This is a genomic window from Streptomyces sp. NBC_01426 (assembly GCF_036231985.1).
In the GTDB taxonomy this organism is placed as follows: Bacteria; Actinomycetota; Actinomycetes; order Streptomycetales; family Streptomycetaceae; genus Streptomyces.
In genome coordinates, this window is sequence record NZ_CP109500.1 from 6480882 (window position 1) to 6503238 (window position 22357).

At 72.1% G+C, this 22357-nt stretch carries 19 protein-coding genes; 4 read left to right on the forward strand and 15 right to left on the reverse strand.

The genetic code is table 11. The annotated features are described in order from the left end of the window. Positions 1-23: 23 nt before the first annotated feature. Positions 24-2543 (reverse strand): DEAD/DEAH box helicase, encoded by a 2520-nt coding sequence (locus OG906_RS29015; protein WP_329446972.1) that lies wholly within the window; start codon positions 2541-2543, stop codon positions 24-26. Positions 2544-2689: 146 nt separating this feature from the next. Between OG906_RS29015 and OG906_RS29020 the strand changes: the two genes are divergently transcribed. Then, the gene (locus tag OG906_RS29020; RefSeq protein WP_329446974.1) at positions 2690-3481 is read left to right on the forward strand and encodes a metal-dependent hydrolase; all 792 of its coding nucleotides are present in this window, start codon (positions 2690-2692) and stop codon (positions 3479-3481) included. Between the two features lie 110 nt (positions 3482-3591). After that, positions 3592-4224: a hypothetical protein gene (locus OG906_RS29025; RefSeq protein ID WP_329446975.1), complete on the forward strand. Its 633-nt coding sequence runs from the start codon at positions 3592-3594 to the stop codon at positions 4222-4224. A gap of 225 nt (positions 4225-4449) precedes the next feature. Here the strand turns inward: OG906_RS29025 and OG906_RS29030 are convergent, their stop codons facing one another. The 4 genes from OG906_RS29030 to OG906_RS29045 all read right to left on the reverse strand — a co-directional run bounded on the left by OG906_RS29030 (position 4450) and on the right by OG906_RS29045 (position 11639). Continuing rightward, on the reverse strand, positions 4450-6231 hold the full coding sequence (locus OG906_RS29030; RefSeq protein ID WP_329446977.1) for an ABC transporter ATP-binding protein: 1782 nt from the start codon (positions 6229-6231) through the stop codon (positions 4450-4452). Beyond that, entirely contained in the window at positions 6228-8054 is a 1827-nt protein-coding gene (locus tag OG906_RS29035; RefSeq protein WP_329446979.1) for an ABC transporter ATP-binding protein, read from the reverse strand. The genes OG906_RS29030 and OG906_RS29035 overlap by 4 nt, the downstream gene beginning before the upstream one ends. A gap of 148 nt (positions 8055-8202) precedes the next feature. Then, the gene (locus OG906_RS29040) at positions 8203-11139 is read right to left on the reverse strand and encodes an FAD-binding and (Fe-S)-binding domain-containing protein (protein ID WP_329446980.1); all 2937 of its coding nucleotides are present in this window, start codon (positions 11137-11139) and stop codon (positions 8203-8205) included. 29 nt (positions 11140-11168) lie between these two features. Next, entirely contained in the window at positions 11169-11639 is a 471-nt protein-coding gene (locus OG906_RS29045; protein WP_267801048.1) for a MarR family winged helix-turn-helix transcriptional regulator, read from the reverse strand. A gap of 99 nt (positions 11640-11738) precedes the next feature. On the opposite strand from OG906_RS29045, the gene OG906_RS29050 reads away from it, so the two are divergent. Both OG906_RS29050 and mltG read left to right on the forward strand, forming a co-directional pair. Next, positions 11739-13670: an ABC transporter ATP-binding protein gene (locus OG906_RS29050; RefSeq protein WP_329446982.1), complete on the forward strand. Its 1932-nt coding sequence runs from the start codon at positions 11739-11741 to the stop codon at positions 13668-13670. 63 nt (positions 13671-13733) lie between these two features. After that, positions 13734-14606, forward strand: a complete 873-nt coding sequence (gene mltG / locus OG906_RS29055; RefSeq protein WP_329446984.1) for an endolytic transglycosylase MltG — start codon at positions 13734-13736, stop codon at positions 14604-14606. Positions 14607-14772: 166 nt separating this feature from the next. On the opposite strand, the gene OG906_RS29060 is transcribed toward mltG, so the two are convergent. From OG906_RS29060 to OG906_RS29100, 10 genes are all read right to left on the reverse strand, one after another. Beyond that, positions 14773-15861, reverse strand: coding sequence for an FAD-dependent oxidoreductase (locus OG906_RS29060; protein WP_329446985.1), 1089 nt, complete (start codon positions 15859-15861; stop codon positions 14773-14775). A gap of 93 nt (positions 15862-15954) precedes the next feature. Then, the gene (locus tag OG906_RS29065; protein ID WP_329446987.1) at positions 15955-17049 is read right to left on the reverse strand and encodes an LLM class flavin-dependent oxidoreductase; all 1095 of its coding nucleotides are present in this window, start codon (positions 17047-17049) and stop codon (positions 15955-15957) included. Next, positions 17049-18095: an ABC transporter substrate-binding protein gene (locus OG906_RS29070; protein ID WP_329446989.1), complete on the reverse strand. Its 1047-nt coding sequence runs from the start codon at positions 18093-18095 to the stop codon at positions 17049-17051. The genes OG906_RS29065 and OG906_RS29070 overlap by 1 nt, the downstream gene beginning before the upstream one ends. Positions 18096-18161: 66 nt before the next feature. Beyond that, positions 18162-18905, reverse strand: coding sequence for an ABC transporter ATP-binding protein (locus OG906_RS29075; protein ID WP_329446991.1), 744 nt, complete (start codon positions 18903-18905; stop codon positions 18162-18164). Then, positions 18878-19762 carry an ABC transporter permease gene (locus OG906_RS29080; RefSeq protein WP_329446993.1) on the reverse strand — a complete coding sequence of 295 codons (885 nt, stop codon included), beginning with the start codon at positions 19760-19762 and terminating at the stop codon, positions 18878-18880. The genes OG906_RS29075 and OG906_RS29080 overlap by 28 nt, the downstream gene beginning before the upstream one ends. 165 nt (positions 19763-19927) lie before the next feature. Further along, a complete protein-coding gene (locus tag OG906_RS43645) occupies positions 19928-20011 on the reverse strand; it encodes a putative leader peptide (protein WP_351373514.1) in 84 nt (27 codons plus the stop codon). A gap of 218 nt (positions 20012-20229) precedes the next feature. After that, complete coding sequence (locus tag OG906_RS29085; RefSeq protein ID WP_329446995.1) at positions 20230-20739, reverse strand: hypothetical protein; 510 nt, start codon at positions 20737-20739, stop codon at positions 20230-20232. A gap of 8 nt (positions 20740-20747) precedes the next feature. Further along, positions 20748-20993: a hypothetical protein gene (locus OG906_RS29090; RefSeq protein WP_267801053.1), complete on the reverse strand. Its 246-nt coding sequence runs from the start codon at positions 20991-20993 to the stop codon at positions 20748-20750. A 132-nt stretch (positions 20994-21125) separates the two neighbouring features. After that, positions 21126-21803 (reverse strand): HAD family hydrolase, encoded by a 678-nt coding sequence (locus tag OG906_RS29095; protein ID WP_329446997.1) that lies wholly within the window; start codon positions 21801-21803, stop codon positions 21126-21128. A 46-nt stretch (positions 21804-21849) separates the two neighbouring features. Beyond that, positions 21850-22329, reverse strand: coding sequence for an Lrp/AsnC family transcriptional regulator (locus tag OG906_RS29100; RefSeq protein WP_329446999.1), 480 nt, complete (start codon positions 22327-22329; stop codon positions 21850-21852). Positions 22330-22357: the final 28 nt, after the last annotated feature.

The following is a 22357-nucleotide window of genomic DNA, read 5'->3' on the forward strand; positions in this document are numbered from 1 at the left end:
CGCCGGCGGCCTGCGGGGACGGATCAGAGGCCGAGTTCACCGACCGCGGTGACCCGGATGACCGCCCGGCCCTCCTCGTCGGAGGCCGCGAGGTCGACCTCGGCGCTGATGCCCCAACCATGGTCACCGGCGGGGTCGGCGAAGGCCTGGCGGACGCGCCACAGGCCGTGCTCCGCGTCCTCCTCGATCTGCAGCAGCTTCGGGCCGCGCGCGTCGGGGCCGGTGCCCAGGTCGTCGTACTCGTCCCAGTAGCCGTCCAGGGCCTCGCCCCAGGCGTCGGCGTCCCAGCCGGACTCCCCGTCCAGCTCGCCGAGCACGTTGACGTGGTCCAGGGCCGCCAGCTCGACGCGGCGGAACATGGCGTTGCGGACCAGGACCCGGAAGGCACGGGCGTTCGCGGTCACCGGCTTGACCTGGTCGGCCTTCTCCTGGGCCTGCTCCGCCGTCTCCACCTCGGGGTTCGCCAGCTGCTCCCACTCGTCGAGCAGGCTGGAGTCGACCTGGCGGACCAGCTCGCCCAGCCAGGCGATGAGGTCCTGGAGGTCCTCGGACTTGAGGTCGTCCGGGATGGTGTGGTCCAGGGCCTTGAACGCGCTCGCCAGGTAGCGCAGGACGATGCCCTCGGTACGGGCCAGCTCGTAGTAGGAGGTGAACTCCGTGAAGGTCATCGCCCGCTCGTACATGTCACGGATGATCGACTTCGGCGACACGGGGTGGTCGCGGACCCACGGGTGGCTCTTGCTGTACACGTCGTAGGCGTGCAGGAGGAGCTCTTCGAGCGGCTTGGGATAGGTGACGTCCTGGAGCCGTTCCATCCGCTCCTCGTACTCGATCCCGTCGGCCTTCATCGCGCCCACGGCCATGCCGCGTTCCTTGTTCTGCTGGGCGGCCAGGATCTGGCGCGGGTCGTCCAGCGTGGACTCGACGACCGAGACCATGTCCAGCGCGTAGGAAGGGGACTCCGGGTCCAGCAGGTCGAAGGAGGCCAGCGCGAAGGTGGACAGCGGCTGGTTCAGCGCGAAGTCCTGCTGGAGATCGACGGTCAGCCGGATGGTGCGGCCCTCGGCGTCCGGGGTGTCGAGCTTCTCCACGACACCGCCGTCCAGCAGCGAGCGGTAGATCGCGATGGCCCGGCGGATGTGCCGCAGCTGCGCCTTGCGCGGCTCGTGGTTGTCCTCCAGCAGGTGCCGCATGGCCTTGAACGCGTCGCCCGGGCGGGCGATGACCGACAACAGCATGATGTTGGTGACCTTGAAGCGCGAGGTCAGCGCCTCCGGGTCGGCGGCGATCAACTTCTCGAACGTGGTGTCCGACCAGGCCACGAAGCCCTCGGGGGCCTTCTTGCGGACCACCTTGCGGCGCTTCTTCGGGTCGTCGCCCGCCTTCGCGAGAGCCTTCTCGTTCTCGATGACGTGCTCGGGCGCCTGCGCCACCACATAGCCCGCCGTGTCGAAGCCTGCCCGACCGGCGCGGCCGGCGATCTGGTGGAACTCGCGGGCACGCAACGTCCGGACCCGGGTGCCGTCGTACTTCGTGAGCGCGGTGAACAGCACGGTGCGGATGGGCACGTTGACGCCGACACCGAGGGTGTCCGTACCGCAGATGACCTTCAGCAGGCCCGCCTGCGCCAGCTTCTCCACCAGACGCCGGTACTTGGGCAGCATGCCCGCGTGGTGCACGCCGATGCCGTGGCGGACGTAGCGGGAGAGGTTCTGGCCGAACTTGGTGGTGAAACGGAAGTTCCCGATCAGCTCCGCGATCTTGTCCTTCTCCTCGCGGGTGCACATGTTGATGCTCATCAGCGACTGCGCCCGCTCGACCGCCTGGGCCTGGGTGAAGTGCACGATGTACACCGGTGCCTGCCGGGTCTCCAGCAACTCGGTGATGGTTTCGGTGATCGGCGTGGTGACGTACTCGTACGACAGCGGGACGGGCCGGGTCGCGGAGCGGACCACCGAGGTGGGCCGGCCGGTGCGCCGGGTCAGGTCCTCCTCGAACCGCTTCATGTCGCCGAGGGTCGCCGACATCAGGACGAACTGTGCCTGCGGAAGCTCCAGCAGCGGGATCTGCCAGGCCCAGCCCCGGTCCGGCTCGGCATAGAAGTGGAACTCGTCCATGACGACCTGGCCGATGTCGGCGTACTTGCCGTCGCGCAGCGCGATGGAGGCCAGCACCTCGGCGGTGCAGCAGATGACCGGGGCGTCCGAGTTCACGGAGGCGTCACCCGTCAGCATGCCGACGTTCTCGGTGCCGAAGAGCTTGCACAGGTCGAAGAACTTCTCCGACACCAGGGCCTTGATCGGCGCGGTGTAGAAGGTGACCTTGTCCTGGGCCAGCGCGGTGAAGTGCGCGCCGGCCGCCACCAGGCTCTTGCCGGAGCCGGTAGGGGTGGAGAGGACCACGTTCGCCCCGGAGACGACCTCGATCAGTGCCTCCTCCTGCGCCGGGTACAGGGTGATGCCCTGGCCCTCCGCCCACGAGGAGAAGGCCTCGAAGAGGGCATCGGGGTCGGCGTTCGGCGGGAGCTGATCAATGAGGGTCACACACCCCATCTTGCCTGGCTTCGGACCGGATGAGGGAACCGGCGGGAGGAAAGAAGATCATCGACGGTACGCTGTGCCGTCCACACGGCCCGGACGAAACCGTCAACGGGCCCTGACCACCACAGAACCGGGGCGGGGAAACAACCATGATGGGTCCGGCGCACTCACTGTCCGGCGCGGCGGCCTGGCTGGGGGTCGGCGCGGCGGCTGCGGCGGCCGGGTACCCGATGCCCTGGCCCGTCCTCGTCGTCGGCGCGCTCATCTGCGCCGGCGCGGCGCTCGCGCCCGACCTCGACCACAAGTCGGCGACGATCTCGCGCGCCTTCGGGCCCCTCTCCAAGGGCCTGTGCGAGGTGGTCGACAAGATCTCGTACGCCGTCTACAAGGCCACCCGGGCCCCGCGCGACGCCCGGCGCACCGGCGGCCACCGGACGCTGACCCACACCTGGCTCTGGGCGGTCCTGATCGGCGGCGGCTCGTCCGTCCTCGCCGTGACCGCCGATCGCTGGGGCGTGCTCGCGCTGCTCTTCGTCCACTTGGTGCTGGCCGTCGAAGGCCTGCTCTGGCGGGCGGCCCGGATGTCCAGCGATGTCCTGGTGTGGCTCCTGGGCGCCACCAGCGCCTGGATCCTGGCCGGCGTACTCGACCAGCCGGGCAACGGCGCCGGCTGGCTGTTCACCGAACCCGGCCAGGAGTACCTCTGGCTCGGCCTGCCGATCCTGCTCGGGGCCCTGGTCCACGACATCGGTGACGCGCTGACCGTCTCCGGCTGCCCGATCCTGTGGCCGCTCCCGATCGCCGGCAAGCGCTGGTACCCGATCGGCCCGCCGAAGATGATGCGGTTCCGCGCCGGCAGCTGGGTGGAGCTGAAGGTGCTGATGCCCGTGTTCATGCTGCTCGGCGGAGTCGGCGGCGCGTCCGCCCTGGGCTTCATCTGACCTCCGCGTCCCCCTTCGACACCGGCCCGAACCGACGCGCCGGGCGCCCTGAATCGCTCTGTTCAGTCCGCCCCCGCACGGACACCGGCATCAACAACGCCGGCCGGATCGTGGGACTCGGCACCGGGGTGATGGACGCGGAGTACTGGTACGAGACCGGACTCGTGTGGGCGGCCGACAAGGCCGCGCCCGCGCAGGAGCTCCAGCCGTTCCACCCGGGCGACACCTACAGCAGCTACCGGCCGCAGGACATCGACGAGCAGGGCCGGATCTCCGGCACCTACGAGTTCTCGCGCATCATCGTCTCCAGCGGCGTCGTCTGGAAGCCGCCGTACACGGAGGTGACCACGGTCGCGAACCTCGGTGAGCGCACCCAGGGCACCTTCGAGGACGTCAGCCCGACCACCGGCGTCAGCGTCGGCACCGCCTCGGACTCGACGATGGTCGGCCCCTTCCCGCCCGAGACCGCTCCGCCGTACCAGGCCACCCCGTGGAAGGGCGCCGGGCCCACCCTCGCCCTGCCCCGCCTCGCGGAGACGGGCCACAGCGGAGCCTTCACCGTCTCCGACGACGACCGGGTCGGCGGGTACGCCGTCGACGCCGAGGACGTCATGCACCCGGTCGTCTGGACCTGCGCGTCGACGCAGGCCCACGCACCGACCCCCACACCGGCACCGACACGCGCGACGCCGCTGCGCACGACACCCACACGCCCGGCACCGACCCCCGCACCGGCGCGGTAACGCCCGACCCGCCACCCTCACGGCCCGATCCGACATCCTGCACGGCCCGACCCGCCGCCACCCTGCACGGCCCGATCCGACACCCTCACGGCTCGACCCGCCACCCTGCACGGCCCGACCCGTCACCCTCACGGCTCGGGCCGGCCGGTCGCGGGTCGACCGACCGGCCCGCACCACGTACGCCGTGGTTCCACTCCGGAGCCACGGCGACGGCGCACGCACGGGTCAGCCGTGCCAGGAGCGCCACAGCGCGGCGTACGCGCCGTCGGCCGCGACCAGCTCGTCGTGCGAACCGAGCTCGCTGATCCGGCCCTCCTCGACCACCGCGATCACATCCGCGTCGTGCGCGGTGTGCAGCCGGTGGGCGATCGCGATGACCGTACGGCCGTCCAACACCCGGGCCAGCGAACGCTCCAGATGCCGGGCGGCACGCGGGTCCAGCAACGAGGTCGCCTCGTCCAGCACCAGGGTGTGCGGGTCCGCCAACACCAGCCGGGCCAGCGCGATCTGCTGCGCCTGCGCGGGCGTCAGCGTCGTCGCCCCCGAACCCACCTCGGTGTCCAGCCCGGACTCCATGGCCCGGGCCCAGCCGTCCGCGTCCACCGCGCCCAGCGCCGCCCACAGTTCGGCGTCGTCCGCGCCCGTCCGCGCCAACCGCAGGTTGTCCCGCAGCGAGCCCACGAACACGTGGTGCTCCTGGTTGACCAGCGCCACGTGCTCGCGCACCCGCTCGGCGGGCATCCGCGACAGCCGCGCCCCACCGAGGGTGACCTCCCCCGCTCGTGGCGCGTAGATGCCGGCGAGCAGCCGGCCCAGGGTGGACTTGCCGGCGCCCGAAGGGCCGACCAGCGCCATGCGGGTGCCCGGCGGCACGGCCATCGACACCCGGTGCAGGACGTCCACGCCCTCGCGGTAGCCGAAGTGGACCTCGTCCGCCCGGACGGCCCGGCCCTCCGGGGACACCGCCGAGTCACCGGCGTCCGGCTCGATCTCGCGCACGCCCACCAGACGGGCCAGCGACACCTGCGCCACCTGCAACTCGTCGTACCAGCGCAGGATCAGGCCGATCGGGTCGACCATCATCTGGGCCAGCAGCGCGCCCGTCGTCAACTGCCCGACCGACATCCAGCCCCGCAGCACGCAGTAGCCGCCGATCATCAGCACGGAGCCGAGGATCGTCACGTAGGTCACGTTGATGACGGGGAAGAGGACCGTCCGCAGGAACAGCGTGTACCGCTCCCACGCCGTCCACTCCTTGATCCGGCGATCCGACATCGTGATCCGACGGTTCCCGAGACGGTGCGCCTCGATGGTCCGGCCCGCGTCCACCGTCTCGGTGAGCGCCGCCGCGACCGCCGCGTACCCGGCCGACTCCGACCGGTACGCCGAAGGGGCGCGCCGGAAGTACCAGCGGCAGCCCATCACCAGGATCGGCAGCGCCACCAACGCCGCCAACGCCAGCGGCGGCGCGGTCACGGCCAGCGCCCCGAAGAGCAGCCCCGCCCACACCACGCCGATGGCCAGCTGCGGCACGGCCTCGCGCATCGCGTTGCCGAGACGGTCGATGTCGGTGGTGATCCGCGACAGCAGGTCACCGGTACCGGCCCGCTCCAGCACGCCCGGCGGCAGACCGACGGAGCGCACCAGGAAGTCCTCGCGCAGGTCGGCCAGCATCTCCTCGCCGAGCATCGCCCCGCGCAACCGGACCTGCCGCACGAAGAGGGTCTGTACGACGAGGGCCCCCGCGAACAGCAGGGCCACGGTGCCCAGGCGCAGCTCGCGGACCCCGGCCGCGAGATCGTCCACGACCCGACCCAGCAGGTACGGGCCGACCATGGACGCGACCACCGCGACCGCGTTGACCGTCACCAGGAGCACGAAGGCCCGCCGGTGGCGCCGGAACAGGCCGCGCACATAGTCCCGAACGGTCGCGGACGTGCCCACGGGCAGCGTCGCGGCCGTTTCGGGGGCTGCCGGATCGTAGTCCGGCGGCGCCACGCCGATCATGCGGATTCCTCGATCTCTGTGAGTGATTCTGCGACGCGCGCCAGTTCCAGGCCCGCCGCCCGCTGTTCCTCTTCGGTCTCGCGGGTGACGACGGCCCGGTAGCGCGGTTCGCCGTGCAGCAGTTCGCGGTGCGTGCCGGCCGGCAGGGCGGTTCCCTCGTGCACGAGCACCACCCGGTCGGCGCGGTCCAGCAACAGGGGAGAGGAGGCCAGGACCACCGTGGTGCGCCCCGCGCGCAGGGCCGCGACGCCCTCCGCGATCCGTGCCTCGGTGTGCGAGTCGACGGCCGAGGTCGGCTCGTCCAACACCAGTACCTCCGGGTCGGTGACCAGGGACCGGGCCAGGGCCAGCCGTTGACGCTGCCCCCCGGACAGCGAACGGCCGCGCTCGGTGATCCGCGCGTCCATGGCGTCCTCGACCCCGTCGGGCGCCGACTGGAGCAGCGCGTCCAGCACGTCGGCGCACTGGGCGGCCACCAGCGCGTCCGAGGGCGTCACCGCTCCGGACGCCGGTACGTCGAACAGCTCGCGCAGGGTCCCGGACAGCAGCACCGGGTCCTTGTCCTGTACGAGGACCAGCGTGCGGGCGGTGTCGAGCGCGAGTTCGTCCAACGCGACCCCGCCCAACAGCACCGGGGGCCCGTCGGCGGCGTCGTCCGTCGGATGGCCGCCGAGCCGTTCCGCGAGCCGGCCCGCGAGGTCCGGGTCGCCGCACACGACGGCGGTGAACTGCCCGGCCGGGACCAACAGACCCGTCTCCGGGTCGTACAGGTCCCCGCCCGGGGCCGGGGCCTCGGGAGCGGTCCGCGCCTCGGGCTCGTCCGCGTCGGTCCGGGTCAGCTTCAGCACCCGTGCCGCCCGTTTGGCGGAGGGACGCGAGAACGAGTACGCCATGGCGATCTCCTCCACGCTCCGCAGGGGGTAGAGCAGCAGGGACACCGCGCTGAAGACCGCGACGAGTTCGCCGACGTCGAGCCGACCGTCCAGGACGAGCGAGGAGCCGTACCAGACCACGGTGATCATCAGCAGGCCCGGCAGGAACACCTGGATCGACGAGATCACCGCCCACATCCGGGCACTGCGCACGGCGGCCTCGCGCACCTCCTGGGAGGCGGCGCGGTAGCGGCCGAGGAAGAGCTCCTCGCCGCCGATCCCGCGCAGGACGCGCAGGCCCGCCACGGTGTCCGAGGCCAGCTCGGTCGCCTTGCCCGCCTTCTCGCGCTGGACGTCGGCGCGCCGGGTGGCCCGGGGGAGCAGCGGCAGGGAGGAGAGGGCCAGCAGCGGCATGCCCACGGCCACGACCACGCCGAGGGACGGCGCGTACCAGACGAGGCCCACGCAGACGAGCACGATCGCCACGGCCGCGGCGAGGAAGCGCGAGACCGCCTCGACGAACCAGCCGATCTTCTCGACGTCGCCGGTGGACACCGCGACGACCTCGCCGGCCGCCACCCGCCGGGTCAGGGCGGAGCCCAACTCCGCGGTCTTGCGGGCGAGGAGCTGCTGCACGCGGGCGGCGGCGGTGATCCAGTTGGTGACGGCCGTCCGGTGCAGCATCGCGTCGCCGAGCGAGATCGCGATGCCGAGCACCGCGATCAACGCCCCGACGAGCAGCAGCCGTCGGCCGTCGCGGTCCACGACCGCCTCGACGCCGAACCCCACCGCGAAGGGCAGCCCGGCGATGCCGATGTGGTGCAACAGCCCCCAGCACAGGCTTTTGGCCTGTCCGCCGAGTTGGTTGCGGCCCAGCCACACGAGGAAGCGAGGGCCGGAGCGAGCGTCGGGTACCCCTGGGTCCGGATACGGAAGATCGCTGATCTGCATGACGCCCCATGACTGGTCGAGTGGTTCAAACCACACAAGGTTCGTCTTCCGGACCGCCCAGGGGCAATCGGTTTTCCGCGGGCGACGGAGCGCGGCTTCGTGCACCGCGGCCCCGGTGCGGGGCGTCCGCCCTGGTCGTGGGTGGGGATCAGGGGCGCGTGGCGCGCTCCAGTTCGAGCAGGGCCGAACGGTAGGAGCGGCCGGTGGCCTGATCCATCCCCACCTCGCACATCCGGTTCGCCGACAGGTGGACGTCGAAGGCGCGCGCGGTGACCTCCGCCGCCTCGCGGGCCGTGGCCGACGCGGTCAGCTCCGGGTGCAGCATGCCCCGGTCGCCGGCGAAGGCGCAGCAGCCCGCGTCGTCCGGGACCACCACCTCGTCGGCGCAGGCCTCGGCGACGGCCCGGAGCCGGTCCGTGTCACCCAGATGCTCCATCGAGCACGTCGGGTGCAACACCGCCGAGCCGACGGTGCGCAGGATCTCCAGGCGCGGCAGCAGCTCATCGGCCGCCCAGACGACGGAGTCGACGACGCGCAGTTCCGCGTGCAGGGCCCGGTTGTCGTCCGTCAGGTAGGGGACCACCTCCTGCGCGATGCCCAGGGTGCAGGAGGAGGCGTCGACCACCAGCGGCAGCCGTCCGCCGGCGGTCCAGCCCCAGGCCGACTCCACCATCCTGTTGGCCATCACCCGGTTCCCGGCGTCGTAGCCCTTGGAGTGCCAGATCGTCGCGCAACAGGTGCCGGCCACGTCGCGGGGGATCCACACCGGCAGCCCGGCCCGCTCCGACAGGGCCACCACGGCCTCGGGCAGGGAGGGCCCGGGCTCGCCCTCGGGGCCGCCGAAGATCCGGTTGACGCAGGCCGGGTAGTACACCGCGACGGCCCCCACCCGCAGGGTGTCGGGCCGTGCGCGGGCCGCTGCGCCGGGGAGCCGCGGCAGCCACTCCGGCACCAGATCGGGGCTCACCACCTTGCGCGCGGCGCCCGTCACGGCCCGCAGGAACCGGTCACCGCCCCGCTGCGAGATCGTGTCGGCGGCGGCCACGGCCAGTCGGGCGGCCGACTCGACCGTACGGAACCGCCGGGCGGCCAGCTCGGCGACGCGCTCCTCGCGCGGACCGTGCCGTCGGTGGCGGAAGTCCTTCATCAGCGCGCCGGTGTCGATGCCGACGGGGCAGGCGAGCTTGCAGGTGGAATCGCCCGCGCAGGTGTCGACGGCGTCGTAGCCGTAGGCGTCGAGCAGCCCTTCGAGCACGGGCGAGCCGGGCGGCTGCCGCATCATCTCGCGGCGCAGCACGATCCGTTGCCGCGGCGTGGTCGTCACGTCCTCGCTCGGACAGGTCGGTTCGCAGAAGCCGCACTCGATGCACGGGTCGGCCACCGCCTCCACCCGCGGAATGGTCTTCAGTCCGCGCAGGTGGGCCCGCGGGTCACGGTCGAGCAGGACGCGCGGCGCCAGCACCAGGTCGGGGTCGATGATCCGCTTGGTGCGCCACATCAGTTCGGTGGCCTCGGGGCCCCATTCCAGTTCCAGGAAGGGGGCCATGTTGCGGCCGGTGGAGTGCTCGGCCTTCAGCGAGCCGTCGAAGCGCTCGACGGTCAGCCGGCAGAACGCGTCCATGAAGGCCGCGTACCGTGCCACGTCCGCCGGGAGGGCGGCGTCGAACGCGAGCAGGAAGTGCAGGTTGCCGTGCGCGGCGTGACCGGCCACGGCGGCGTCGAAGCCGTGTTCCGCCTGGAGGGCGAGGAGGGCCTCGCAGGCCTCGGCGAGCCGGCCCGGCGGGACGGCGAAGTCCTCGGTGATCAGAGTGGTCCCGGGCGCGCGGGCCCCGCCGACGGCGGTGACGAAGGCCTTGCGGGCCTTCCAGTACCCGGAGATGGTGCCGGGGTCGCGGGTGAAGGCGTTCGTCACCGAGGCGACCGGGGCGACCAGTTCCAACCGCGCGAGCACCGCGGCCGCGCGCCGCTCGCAGTCGACCCGGCCCGCCTCGTCCGGGGCGCGGAACTCCACCAGCAGGGCGGTGGTGTCCTTCGGGAGGTCGGCCCAGTCCGCGGGCACCCCCGCGACACTGACCGAGGCCCGGAGGGTGTTGCCGTCCATCACCTCGACGGCGATCGCCCCGGCCTCGTTGAACAGGGGTACGGCGGCGGCCGCGGCGGGCAGGGACGGGAAGAACAGCAGGGCGCTCGTCAGCTCGCGGTCCAGGGGGAGGGTGTCGAAGACGACCTCCGAGATGAAGCCGAGGGTGCCCTCGGACCCCACCATCAGGCCGCGCAGGATCTCGACGGGGGTGGTGCCGTCGAGGTAGGCGTCGAGCCGGTAGCCGGTGGTGTTCTTGATCTCGTGCTTGGCGCGGATCCGGGCGACCAGGGCGGGGTTCGCCTCGATCTCCCCCTTGATGTCCATCAGCCCCCGGCACAGGCTCGGTTCGGCGCGCGCCAGTTCCTCGTCGGCGAGCGGGTCGGCCGTGTCCACGACGGTGCCGGTGGGCAGCACCAGGGTGAGGGAGGACAGGGTGCGGTAGGAGTTCCGGGTGGTTCCCGCCGTCATGCCGGACGCGTTGTTCGCCACGACCCCGCCCAGGGTGCAGGCGATGGCGCTCGCCGGGTCGGGTCCCAGGATCCGGCCGTGGCGGGCGAGTGCGGCATTGGCCCGCAGCACGGTGGTGCCGGGCCGGATCCGCGCCCGCAGACCGCCGTCGAGCACCTCGACGCCGGACCAGTGGCGGCGCACGTCGACCAGGATGTCCTCGCCCTGGGCCTGCCCGTTGAGCGAGGTCCCGGCAGCGCGGAAGACCACCTCGCGCTGCTTGCCGTGAGCGTACGAGAGCACGGCGGAGACGTCGTCGATGTCCTCGGCGACCACCACGACCCGGGGCACGAACCGGTACGGGGACGCGTCCGAGGCGTACCGGACCAGGTCGGAGACCTTCCACAGCACCTTCTCGGCGCCGAGCAGCTCCGACAGGTCGGCCCGCAGCGCCTCCGGGGTCCCGCCCGCCCGATGGTCCGACACCCGATCGGGCGAAGGGGCGCCGACGTCGCGCGGTCGCAGGGTCCCGGGCTTCGGCTCCAGCAGCGGCATGGCGGCGACCCCTCGACTCGGCGGCGATCTCAGCAGGCGGGCTCCGCCGGGGCGTCCGCCAGAGCGTTGAGCAGGCCACCGAGCACCCTGCGCTGTTCGGCGGTCAATGGAGCCAGGATCTCCTCTGCCGCGTCGGTTCGCGCGTTGCGCAGCCGGCGGAGCGTGGCGCGGCCGGTGTCGGTCAGCTCGATCCGGATCACCCGGCGGTTCGCCGGGTCGGGCGCGCGGCGCACGCACTCGGCCGCCTCCAGCCCGTCGACCAGCGTGGTGACGGCGCGGGGGACCACTTCCAGGCGTGCGGCCAGATCCGCCATGCGGGGCGGTTCCGTGCCGTCGTAATGCGAGACCAGCCGCAGCAGCCTTGACTGGGCGGGAGTGATCCCGAGGGGTTCGAGATGGCGCTTCTGGATGCGGTGCAGCCGGCGGGTCAGGCGGAGCAGTTGCTCGGCGAGTACCCCGTCCGTGCTGTCCGTGCTGTCGGCTTCGGGAGCGGTGCTCATGCTGCGGTCCTCATAATGGGAAGAGTATAGGGACCAGATTCATTGTGAGTATAGGTAACAATGAGCTATGCTCATGCGAGTCTCGTCAGAAGGAGGCCCATGCGCCCCAAAGAGCCCGAGTGGTCCCCATCGAAAGAAGCCCTCGACCCCGACCGACCCGCCCCCGCGGACCAGCCCCGTGAGCTGCGCCGCATCGTCTCCCTCTTCCGGCCCTACCGCGGTCGGCTCGCCGTCGTCGGCGCCCTCGTCGGCGCCTCCTCCCTCGTCGGCGTCGCCTCGCCGTTCCTGCTGAGGGAGATCCTCGACGTCGCGATCCCCCAGGGGCGGACCGGACTGCTGAGCCTGCTGGCGCTCGGCATGATCCTCACCGCGGTCGTCACCAGCGTCTTCGGCGTGCTCCAGACCCTCATATCCACCACGGTCGGCCAGCGCGTCATGCACGACCTGCGCACCGCCGTGTACGCCCAGCTCCAGCGGATGCCGTTGGCCTTCTTCACCCGCACCCGCACCGGCGAGGTGCAGTCCCGCATCGCCAACGACATCGGCGGCATGCAGGCCACCGTCACCTCCACCGCCACCTCCCTCGTCTCGAACCTGACGGCCGTGATCGCCTCGGTCGTGGCCATGCTCGCGCTGGACTGGCGCCTGACGCTCGTCTCGCTCCTGCTGCTCCCCGTCTTCGTGTGGATCAGCCGGCGGGTGGGCCGTGAGCGCAAGCGGATCACGATGCAGCGGCAGAAGCAGATGGCCTCCATGGCGGCGACGGTCACGGAATCGCTCTCGGTCAGCGGCATCCTGCTCGGCCGGACCATGGGGCGCGCCGACTCGTTGACCCGTTCCTTCTCGGAGGAGTCCGAGAAGCTGGTCGGCCTCGAAGTGCGCTCCAGCATGGCCGGGCGCTGGCGGATGTCCACCATCGGCATCGTCATGGCCGCCATGCCCGCGCTCATCTACTGGGCGGCGGGCATCGCGCTGCAGACCGGCTCCCCGTCGCTGTCCGTCGGTACCCTCGTCGCCTTCGTCACCCTTCAGCAGGGCCTGTTCCGGCCCGCCGTGAGCCTGCTGTCGACCGGTGTGCAGATCCAGACCTCGCTCGCGCTGTTCGCCCGGATCTTCGAGTACCTCGACCTGCCGGTGGACATCACCGAGCGCCCCGACGCCGTACGACTGGAGCGCGCCAAGGGCGAGGTCCGGCTGGAGGACGTGCACTTCGCGTACGAGGCCAAGAACGGCCCCACCCTGTCGGCGATCGACATCACCGTGCCGGCCGGCGGCTCCCTCGCGGTGGTCGGTCCGACCGGTTCGGGCAAGAGCACCCTGAGCTACCTGGTGCCCCGGCTCTACGACGTGACCGGCGGGCGGGTCGTCCTCGACGGAGTGGACGTACGCGACCTGGACTTCGACTCGCTGGCCCGGTCCATAGGCGTGGTCTCCCAGGAGACCTACCTCTTCCACGCCTCGGTCGCCGACAACCTGCGCTTCGCCAAGCCGGACGCCACCGACGAGGAGATCGTCGAGGCGGCCCGCGCGGCCCAGATCCACGAACACATCGATTCGCTGCCCGACGGATACGACACCCTGGTCGGCGAACGCGGCTACCGCTTCTCGGGCGGCGAGAAGCAGCGCCTGGCCATCGCCCGCACGATCCTGCGTGACCCGCCGGTGCTGATCCTCGACGAGGCGACCAGCGCGCTCGACACCCGTACGGAGCACGCGGTGCAGCGAGCCATCGACAACCTCTCCGCGGGCCGCACCACCATCACCATCGCCCACCGCCTGTCCACCGTTCGCGACGCCGACCAGATCGTGGTCCTGGACGCCGGTCGGATCGCCGAGCGCGGAACGCACGAGGAACTGCTGCAGGCCGACGGCCGGTACGCCGCGCTCGTCCGGCGCGACCGGGACGCCGCGGTGTTGCCGGAGGGTGCGGTGAACGAGAAGGCCGTGAACGAGACGGCCAAGGGTGAGACCGTCAAGGCGGCCAAGGGCGAGACGTTCGGCGATGCCGTGCCGACCCCGGTAAACGTGTGATCATATGACCGGAATGTGGAGGAGATGGCGGAAATGCCGCAGTTCGCGGGTTAACGTGCCCGCATGCGTCATGAAGATCTGCCGCCACAGCGCCACCCCCGGCTCACCCGCCGGGGCAGGCTGGCGCTCCTCTTCGGCACGCTGCTCGGACTCGGGGCCGCAGTCCTGATTCCGCTGCTGCCGAGCGAGAAAGCGCCGGAGAAACCACGCCAGTTGCTGATCCCCGAAGGCTGGCGGGCCCCACAGGTCTACGCCGCCGTGGACAGCGCGCTCAAACTCCCGTCGGGATCCACGAAGTCGGCGGTCGCCACGGCCGGCCTGGCCCTTCCCCCGGAGGCGAAGGGCAACCCGGAGGGCTACCTCTTCCCGGCGACGTACCCGGTGACCTCGAAGTCCACCCCGGCGTCGGTACTCGCGTACATGGTGCGCACGGCGAACGGGAAGTTGGCCACCAAAGCCGTCACGGACGGCGCCAAGTCCCACGCGATGACCCCCTACCAGACGGCCACCCTCGCCAGCATCATCGAGGCGGAGGCCGACACGCGCGCCGACATGGGCAAGGTCGCGCGCGTGGTCCACAATCGGCTGGCGAAATCGATGCCGCTCCAGATGGACTCCACCATCAACTACGCGCTGAACCGCAACACGGTGGACACCAAGCTGAGCGAGACGAAGATCGACAGCCCTTTCAACACGTACGAACGTCAGGGCCTGCCGCCCACGCCGATCGACAGCCCGGGACTGGAGGCGATGGCGGCGGCCGTCGCCCCGACCCCCGGGGACTGGCTGTTCTTCGTCACGGTGAAGCCGGGGGACACCCGCTTCTCGGCGACGTACGAGGAGCACAAGAAGCACGTGGCGGACTTCAACAGGCTGCGCGCGCAGGCGGGCGCCGCCCGCGCCGAGGCAGGACCCCCCGGCCACCAGGAGCCCTGATCCCCGCGTGCTCGAACGGTTGCGGTTGTCGCCGGGCGTCGTGGCGGTGGCGCTGAGCGTGTGGTCCGTGCGTGTCCTCGGCGCCGCACGTCGGTGGAGGCCGGGGGAGGCCGAGTTCACCTGCCCGCATCGCCGCTGACAGGGGAACGGTGGCCGGCGGGGCCGGTCAGGCGCGGCCCGCTTCGGCGGTGTCGCGGGTGAGGAGGCGGCGGATCTCGCGGACCGCCGCGCCGCCGGCCCGGTTCGCCCCGATGGTCGACGCCGACGGCCCGTAGCCGACGAGGTGGATCCGCTCGTCGCGGACCGCCCTGGTGCCCTCGACGCGGATCCCGCCGCCCGGCTCGCGCAGGTGCAGCGGCGCCAGGTGGTCGACGGCGGCCCGGAAGCCGGTCGCCCAGAGGATCACGTCGGCGTCCACGTGTCGCCCGTCCGCCCACGTCACCCCGGTCGGGGTGAGCACGTCGAACACGGGGCGGCGGTCCAGGACCCCGGAGTCGAGCCCCGCCCGGACGGCGTCGGTCAGTGCCAGGCCCGTCACACTGACCACGCTCTGCGGCGGCAGGCCCCGCCTGACCCGGTCCTCCACCAGCGCCACCGCCGCCCGGCCGGCGGACTCGCCGAAGTCGCGGTCGCGGAACACCGGCGGCCTGCGGGTCACCCACGTGGTCTCCGCCGCCACCTCCGACACCTCCAGGAGGTGTTGTACGGCCGAGGTGCCGCCGCCCACGACGACGACCCGGGCCCCCGCGAACTCCTGCGGCCCCGGATAGTTCGCGGTGTGCAGCTGACGACCGCGGAAGGTCTCCTGGCCCGGGTAGCGGGGCCAGAACGGCCGGTCCCAGGTGCCGGTCGCGTTGATCAGGGCCCGCGGCGCCCAACTGCCCGCCCCGGACTCCACCAGCAGCCGTCCGGCGGACCCCTCGCGTACGGCGGTCACGTCCACGGGCCGGCGCACGCGTATTCCGAAGCGCTCCTCGTACGCCGCGAAGTACTCCCCGATGACCTCGGAGGAGGGCCGCAGCGGGTCCGCGTCCGTCAGCTCCATGCCGGGCAGCGCGTGCATGCCGTGCACCTTGCCGTAGGTGAGGGACGGCCAGCGGAACTGCCAGGCACCCCCCGGTCGCGGCGCGTGGTCCAGGACCACGTGGTCGATGCCCGCGCGGGCCAGGTGGTACGCGCCGGACAGGCCCGCCTGCCCCGCGCCGACGACCACCACGTCGACCGCCGCCGCTTCCCGCTCCCTGAGTTCGTTCACGCTTCCACCAACCGGTGGCGGCGCGGGGATCTTCCCGACGTGCCGCGGGGGACCCGCCGGCCGGCGCGGCGGGTCCTCGTCCCCCGGCCCCGGTCAGGGGGCGAGCAGCCCGCGGGCCGCGAGTTCCGGGGTCACGCCCTCCCCGAACCAGTAGGCCTCCTCCAGATGGGGATAGCCCGACAGGACGAAGTGCTCGATCCCGAGGGCGTGGTACTCCTCGATCCGGTCCGCCACGTCGCCGTGGCTGCCGACCAGGGCGGTACCCGCGCCGCCCCGGACCAGGCCCACGCCCGCCCACAGGTTCGGCGCGATCTCCAGCTTGTCGCGCGAGCCGCCGTGCAGGGCGAGCATCCGCTGCTGGCCCACCGACTCGCTCGCGCCGAGCAGTGACTGCGCCGTCGCGATGGACGCGTCGTCCAGGTCGCCCAGCAGCCGGTCCGCGGCGCCCCAGGCCTCCTTGGCGGAGTCCCGGGAGATGGTGTGCAGCCGGATGCCGAACCGGACGGTACGCCCCCGCTCCTCGGCCAGCGAGCGGATCCAGTCGATCTTCTCCTTCACCTGTTGCGGGGGTTCGCCCCAGGTCAGGTACACGTCCGCGTGCTCGGCGGCGACCGGCCCGGCCGCCGCCGAGGAACCGCCGAAGAAGATCTCCGGCAGCGGGTCCGGCGGCACCGCCGTCAGCCCGCCGTCGATCCGATAGTGCTCGCCCCGGAAGTCGTACGGCTGCCCGCCCCAGACCCCCCGGACGACCGACAGGAACTCGGCCGTCCGCTCGTACCGCCGATCGTGGTCCAGATGGTCACCGAAGCGCCGCTGCTCCGCGGAGTCCCCGCCCGTCACCACGTTGAGCAGCAGCCGGCCCCGGGTGATCCGCTGGTACGTCGCGGCCATCTGCGCGGCGAGCGTGGGCGAGATCACCCCGGGTCGGAAGGCCACCAGGAACTTCAGGCGTTCCGTGTGCTGCGCGAGCGCCACCGTGGTCAACCAGGCGTCCTCGCACCAGGTGCCGGTCGGGGTCAGGACCGCCTCGAAGCCGAGGCGCTCGGCGGCCTTGGCGATCTGCGCCAGGTACTCGATGTCGGGCTCGCGCACCCCGGTGGCGGCGTGGTTCTGCGCGTAGGCGTGCCGATCGACCAGGGTGCGGCCGTCGCCGCCCGTCGGCAGGAACCAGTGCAACCGGACGGTCATCAGGAGTCCTTCCCGTAGCTGCGGGCGGCGGTGGTGGAGGGCGGCAGATCGCGGTTGAAGCGGGTGTCCACGAAGTCCTTGAAGACGACCTTGCCGGGGATCAGCTTCAGTTCGGTGAAGGTGTCGGCGATCTTCTGCTCGGAGGCGACCGCCGCGTCGTCGACGGCGACCGTGACCCGGGTGCCGGTGCTGCGCTTGACGGCGTCGAAGGCGACCTCGTAGGGCAGCCCGGTCTCCTTCGACCAGACCTTCGCCCACTCCTCCGGGTGCTTGAACACCCAGTCCTGGGCGCGCTGGAGCCGCTGGAGGTAGTCCGCCACCGCCTTGCTCTTCGCCTCGTCGGCGAGGGCCGAGGGCGCCGCGACCTGGAAACCGAGCCCGTTGACGATCCCCTCGCCGCTGGTGAGGATGCGGGCACCGGAGCGCACCACCTGGGAGGTGTACGGGTCCCACACCGCCCAGGCGTCGACCTTGCCGCTGTTGAAGGCGGCGAGCGCGTCGGCCGGCTGGAGCAGGGTGATCTGTACGTCCGAGGGGGTCAACCCGGCCTGCCGGAGGCTCGCGATCAACTGGAAGTGCGCCGAACTGCCCTGCGCCACCGCGATCTTCTTGCCCCGCAGTTCGGCGGGCGTCCGCAGGGAGGAATCCTTCGGAACGAGGATCGCCTCGCCCTTCGAGGAGCCGTGCGTGGCGCCCACCACGCTGATCTTCGACTTGGCCGCCGCGGCGAAGACGGGCGGGGTGTTGCCCACACCGCCGATGTCCACCGCCTTGGCGTTGACGGCCTCCAGCAGCGGCGGACCGGAGGTGAAGGTCGACCACTTGATCTGGTAGTCGAGGTTCTCCAGCTCGCCGGCGGCCCGCAACAGCGACTCCGAGCCGCCCTTCTGGTCCCCGACGTTCAGCGTGACCTTGGCCCCGCTCGCGGGCCCGTCCTTGGACGTCGCGGACCCGCTGTCGGCGGCGGAGCCGCCACCGCAGGCGGAGAGGACCAGCGAGAGCGGAATCAGCGTGGCCAGCAGGGGAAGGGAGTGACGTCGTCTCATGGTTGCTTCTCTTCGATCTCTCGTACGCGAGGGCGGGGGAGTGGGTCGTGTGGTGCGGAGGGGGAGTCAGGCGACGCCGAGTTCGGCGAGCAGACGCGCGCGCAACTCCGCGAAACCGGGGTCGCCCACCGCGCGCGGGCGGTCGAGCGGCACCTGGGTGTCGTAGGCGATGCGGCCCTCGTCCATCACCAGGACGCGGTCGGCCAGCAGGACCGCCTCGTCCACGTCGTGGGTGACCAGCAGCACCGCGCAGCCGCGCCGCTGCCACAACTCGGCGACCAGTTGCTGGGCCTTCAGGCGCGTCAACGCGTCCAGGGCCCCGAACGGCTCGTCGAGCAGCAGGAGATCGGGTTCGCGCACCAACGCCCGCGCGAGGGAGGCCCGTTGTGCCTCGCCGCCCGAGAGGGTCTTGGGCCAGGCATCGGTACGGTGTTCCAGTCCGACCTCGGCCAACGCCCGCTCGGCGCGGTCGCGTTCGGGGCGGCCGGGCAGTCCCAGCAGGACGTTGCGCCAGACCCGCCTCCACGGCATCAGCCGGGGTGCCTGGAAGGCCACCGCGCGCCGCTGCGGGACCAGGACCCGACCCTCGATCTCCCGGTCCAGACCGGCCAGGATGCGCAGCAGGGTGGACTTGCCGCACCCGCTGCGGCCCAGGAGCACGGTGAACTCCCCGGCGCGCAGGGTCAGGTCGAGTCCGCCGATGACGGCCCGCCCGTCGAAGGACCGGGTCAGCCCCTCGACCCGGACCGCCGCGGTGTCGGTCGCGTCGAGCGTGTCGGTGGTCACTGGCCCGTGAACGTCGGTCGCCATTGCAGCAGCAGCCTTTCGAGAGCGCGGACGAGGAGGTCGGCGGTCAGGCCGAGGAAGGCGTACACGACGAGGCAGACGACGATCACGTCCGTGCGGAAGAACTCGCGGGCCTGGTTCATCAGGAACCCGATGCCGGCGTCGGCGTTGATGGACTCACCGAACACCAGGGCCAACCAGGCGGTGGCGAGGGAGTACCGCAACCCCGTCATGAACCCGGGCAGCGCACCCGGCAGCACCACGTGTCGTACGAGCCCCCACCGGCCGAGGCCGAGCGCCCCGCCCGCCTCGATGAGTTGCTCGTCCACGCCGCGGATGCCGGCGTACACGTTCAGGTAGAGGTGGAAGGCCGTACCGAGGGCGATCAGCGCCACCTTCGGGGCCTCCCCGATGCCCATCCAGATGATGAACAGCGGGATGAGGCCGACCCACGGCACCGTGCGCAGCATCTGCACGCTCGCGTCGATCAGGTCCTCGCCGAGGCGGGAGAGGCCGGAGAGCAGGGCGAGCAGGGTGCCGATCGTCCCGCCGATCACCAGGCCGATCGCGACCCGCTGGAGGGACACCCCCATCGCGGTCGGCAGGGTTCCGTCCGCGATCAGGTCCGACCCGGCGGCCGCGATGGTCGACGGCGGAGCCAGGGTGTCCACGGGCAGCACCCCGAGACTGCTCGCGAGCTGCCACGCGGCGAGCAGGAGCAGCGGACCGACGGTCCGACGCAGCCAACGGGGCACCGACCGGCGCCGCGCGGAGGTGGGGACGACCGCCACGAGGGCGGGGGAGGGCCGCTCCTCGGCGCGCGTCGGCTGATCTTTCCTTGCATCATGCGATATGTCCGGCGGCGCATGGCTGATGCTCATGGGGGCTCCACGGAAACGGAGAACAGGGGGAGCGCGCGTCGACCCGGACCCGCGAGCCGGTGCGGCAGGGCAGGTCACCCGGGCGGCGGGACTGCGCCGGCCGGCAGGGTCAGGGCGCGCGGAGGCAGAGCGCGGAGCGCTCGCGACGTGAAGGGAGAGAGGGCGTCAGTGGCCGCGGCGACACGCGGCTGAGGCCACCCGCAGCAGGTCGATGTGACCGCGCGTGGTGAGCAGGACTGAACGCAACATGCGGCGAAACCTAGCCGGCGGGCCGGGTTCCGGTCAATGGCGTCTCGCACACTGGACCGGTCGTCTCCGTGGGCGGGATGCCGGTCGCCGCATCGACACCGGATCGGCACGGCCGTCGGGGAGGGCCCTGGGCGCACGACGAAGAGCGCGAACTCTTCCGACTCAGGGGGAGTTCGCGCTTCCGAGGGGTGTGGACGCCGGTGGCGGAGGTGGCCGGGTCAGGCCGATGCCTCGATCCAGGACGCGAGTTGCTCGGGAGTGGTGCGCGGATCGGCGACCAGGGTCGCCAGTTCGTCCTCCCGGAAGGTGGCGGTGGTGATCGCCGGGCAGCGGTGGCAGGCGTCCACCCCCGTCTGCTGCCACCACTGGCACCGGGAACGGAGGTGGCACCGCGGGACGGCGCGGGAGTCGGCCGCGGGCGGCAACGCCAGGACCCGCTCGACCAGGGCGCAGTCCGCACCGCGTCGATTGACGCAGTTCGAGACGCAGTGCGAGGCGAAGCGGAGCACCCGCGTCGGTTCGATCCCCGCGGGGATCGAACCGAGCACCTCCGACGCCGGAACCGGGTCCGCGAGGTAGGTCACCCGGCCCTCCGCCGCCGAGCGGACGCCGAGGACGACGGACTCGGGTGCCCGGGCCTCACCGCTCGGACACCACGTGGACGGCGTCGCCGCCGGCGCGCCCGCTTCCGGCGCGGCCCCTGTCTGGTCCGATCCCACGGTGCTCACCCCTCCCGTCAGCCGTCGATCGCGTCGTGCGACGCCGACGCCTCGCGGCCGACGGGCCCGCCGAGGGTGCCCTGCAGCCCGAGGGCCTGCTCCTCGGCGACGGCCTGCGCGAGGCTCTCGTGCAGCCCGCTCACGGAGGTGATGCGCTCCGTCGGGGCGGGCGCCGCGTTGGCCGCGCCGACCGCCGTGATCGCGATGCCGGCAGCCAGCACGATCGCGGCGCCGCCGGCCGCCAGCTTCCTGTTCGTCTTCATGGGCCTCTCCCGGTGTGGGGCGGCGGAGGTTCCACCGCTGTCCTGTACCGGCACGACCGTAGGCGGGCGTTCGGCCCCGAAGAGGCAGTTCCCAGGGGCAGTTGGGGTGTGCGGCCCCCGGCGGTCAGGCGGTCAGGCGGCCCGGTGTTCGCCCAGCCACTCGTAGGCGGTGTCGGCGCTGAATTCGCCCCGGCCGCCGCGGAAGAGCAGCCCGGCCGTCGTGAAGGCCGGGTCCCCGGCGGCGATCGGCACGTAGGGCACGGCCAGGCACTCCATCCCGGCGGCGTGCGCGGCCCGCACGCCGGGCGCCGCGTCCTCGACGACCACGCAGTCGGCGGGTTCGGCGCCGAGCCGGCGGGCCGCCTCCAGGAACACGTCCGGGGCGGGCTTGCCGTGCGGCACCTCCTCGGCGGACACCACCGTCGTCAGCAGCGCGTCCAGCCCGGTTCCGGCCAGCACCGTGTCGATGGCCTCCCGCGAGGAACCGGACGCGACCGCCATGGGGACGCCTTCGCAGTGCAGCCGCTCCACGAACTTGCGCATCTCGGGGAAGACCTCGGTCCGGGTGCGGGCCAGCTCCAGATAGGCGGCGTTCTGTTCCGCGAGGAGTTGTTCCACCGGGGCCCGCAGCGCGTGGCGCTCCTTGAGGATCTCCAGCGTCTCCATCGTGCCGATGCCGATGAAGCGCGCGTGCTGCTCCCAGGTGAAGTCGGGGATCCCATGGTGTGCCAGGGTGCGGCGTCCGGACTCGTAGTAGTTCGGCTCGCTGTCCACGAGAGTGCCGTCGAGATCGAATATGACGGAGATCATCCGCTGTGCCCGTCCTGCCGGTCGTGTACGTTTCCCGACCATATTGTCAGGGTTTGCGAGCGGCTCGTCCCACGGCCTCCACCAGCGGCAACACCCGGTGTGCGACCCGTTCACGCAGCGCGACCTCCGTGCGGGTGCGGACCACGCCCGGAAGCCGGATCAGGCGCTGGATGACGTCCTCCAGATGCCCGTTGTCCCGGGCCGCGACCCGGGTCAGCAGATCGCCGCCCCCGGTGATGGAGAAGGCCTCGATGATCTCCGGTACCGCCGCCAGGGCGTCCCCGACCTCGTCCAGATGCCCCTGCGTGACCTCGATGTGGACGAAGGCCAGCACCGGATGACCCAGCGCGGCCGGCGACAGCACGGGGCCCGTGCCCGTGATCACCCCGGTGCGCTCCAGCCGGTCCAGCCGGGCCTGGAGGGTGCCGCGCGCCACGCCGAGGAGCCGGGCGTACTCCCGGACGCTGGTGCGCGGCTGCTCGATCAGCAGGCGCAGGATTCGGGTGTCGAGCTCGTCCACCGCCATGCCGTGAGGGTATCCGGCCAGGGCGTGT

Coding starts and splice junctions, on each gene's coding strand:
- OG906_RS43645 (WP_351373514.1), bottom strand. CDS start 20,011: ATGTTGCGTTCAGTCCTGCTCACCACGCGCGGTCACATCGACCTGCTG.
- OG906_RS29075 (WP_329446991.1), bottom strand. CDS start 18,905: ATGGCGACCGACGTTCACGGGCCAGTGACCACCGACACGCTCGACGCG.
- OG906_RS29035 (WP_329446979.1), bottom strand. CDS start 8,054: ATGCAGATCAGCGATCTTCCGTATCCGGACCCAGGGGTACCCGACGCT.
- OG906_RS29020 (WP_329446974.1), top strand. CDS start 2,690: ATGATGGGTCCGGCGCACTCACTGTCCGGCGCGGCGGCCTGGCTGGGG.
- OG906_RS29095 (WP_329446997.1), bottom strand. CDS start 21,803: ATGATCTCCGTCATATTCGATCTCGACGGCACTCTCGTGGACAGCGAG.
- OG906_RS29100 (WP_329446999.1), bottom strand. CDS start 22,329: ATGGCGGTGGACGAGCTCGACACCCGAATCCTGCGCCTGCTGATCGAG.
- OG906_RS29030 (WP_329446977.1), bottom strand. CDS start 6,231: ATGATCGGCGTGGCGCCGCCGGACTACGATCCGGCAGCCCCCGAAACG.
- OG906_RS29080 (WP_329446993.1), bottom strand. CDS start 19,762: ATGAGCATCAGCCATGCGCCGCCGGACATATCGCATGATGCAAGGAAA.
- OG906_RS29090 (WP_267801053.1), bottom strand. CDS start 20,993: ATGAAGACGAACAGGAAGCTGGCGGCCGGCGGCGCCGCGATCGTGCTG.
- OG906_RS29040 (WP_329446980.1), bottom strand. CDS start 11,139: ATGCCGCTGCTGGAGCCGAAGCCCGGGACCCTGCGACCGCGCGACGTC.
- OG906_RS29050 (WP_329446982.1), top strand. CDS start 11,739: ATGCGCCCCAAAGAGCCCGAGTGGTCCCCATCGAAAGAAGCCCTCGAC.
- mltG (WP_329446984.1), top strand. CDS start 13,734: ATGCGTCATGAAGATCTGCCGCCACAGCGCCACCCCCGGCTCACCCGC.
- OG906_RS29045 (WP_267801048.1), bottom strand. CDS start 11,639: ATGAGCACCGCTCCCGAAGCCGACAGCACGGACAGCACGGACGGGGTA.
- OG906_RS29070 (WP_329446989.1), bottom strand. CDS start 18,095: ATGAGACGACGTCACTCCCTTCCCCTGCTGGCCACGCTGATTCCGCTC.
- OG906_RS29065 (WP_329446987.1), bottom strand. CDS start 17,049: ATGACCGTCCGGTTGCACTGGTTCCTGCCGACGGGCGGCGACGGCCGC.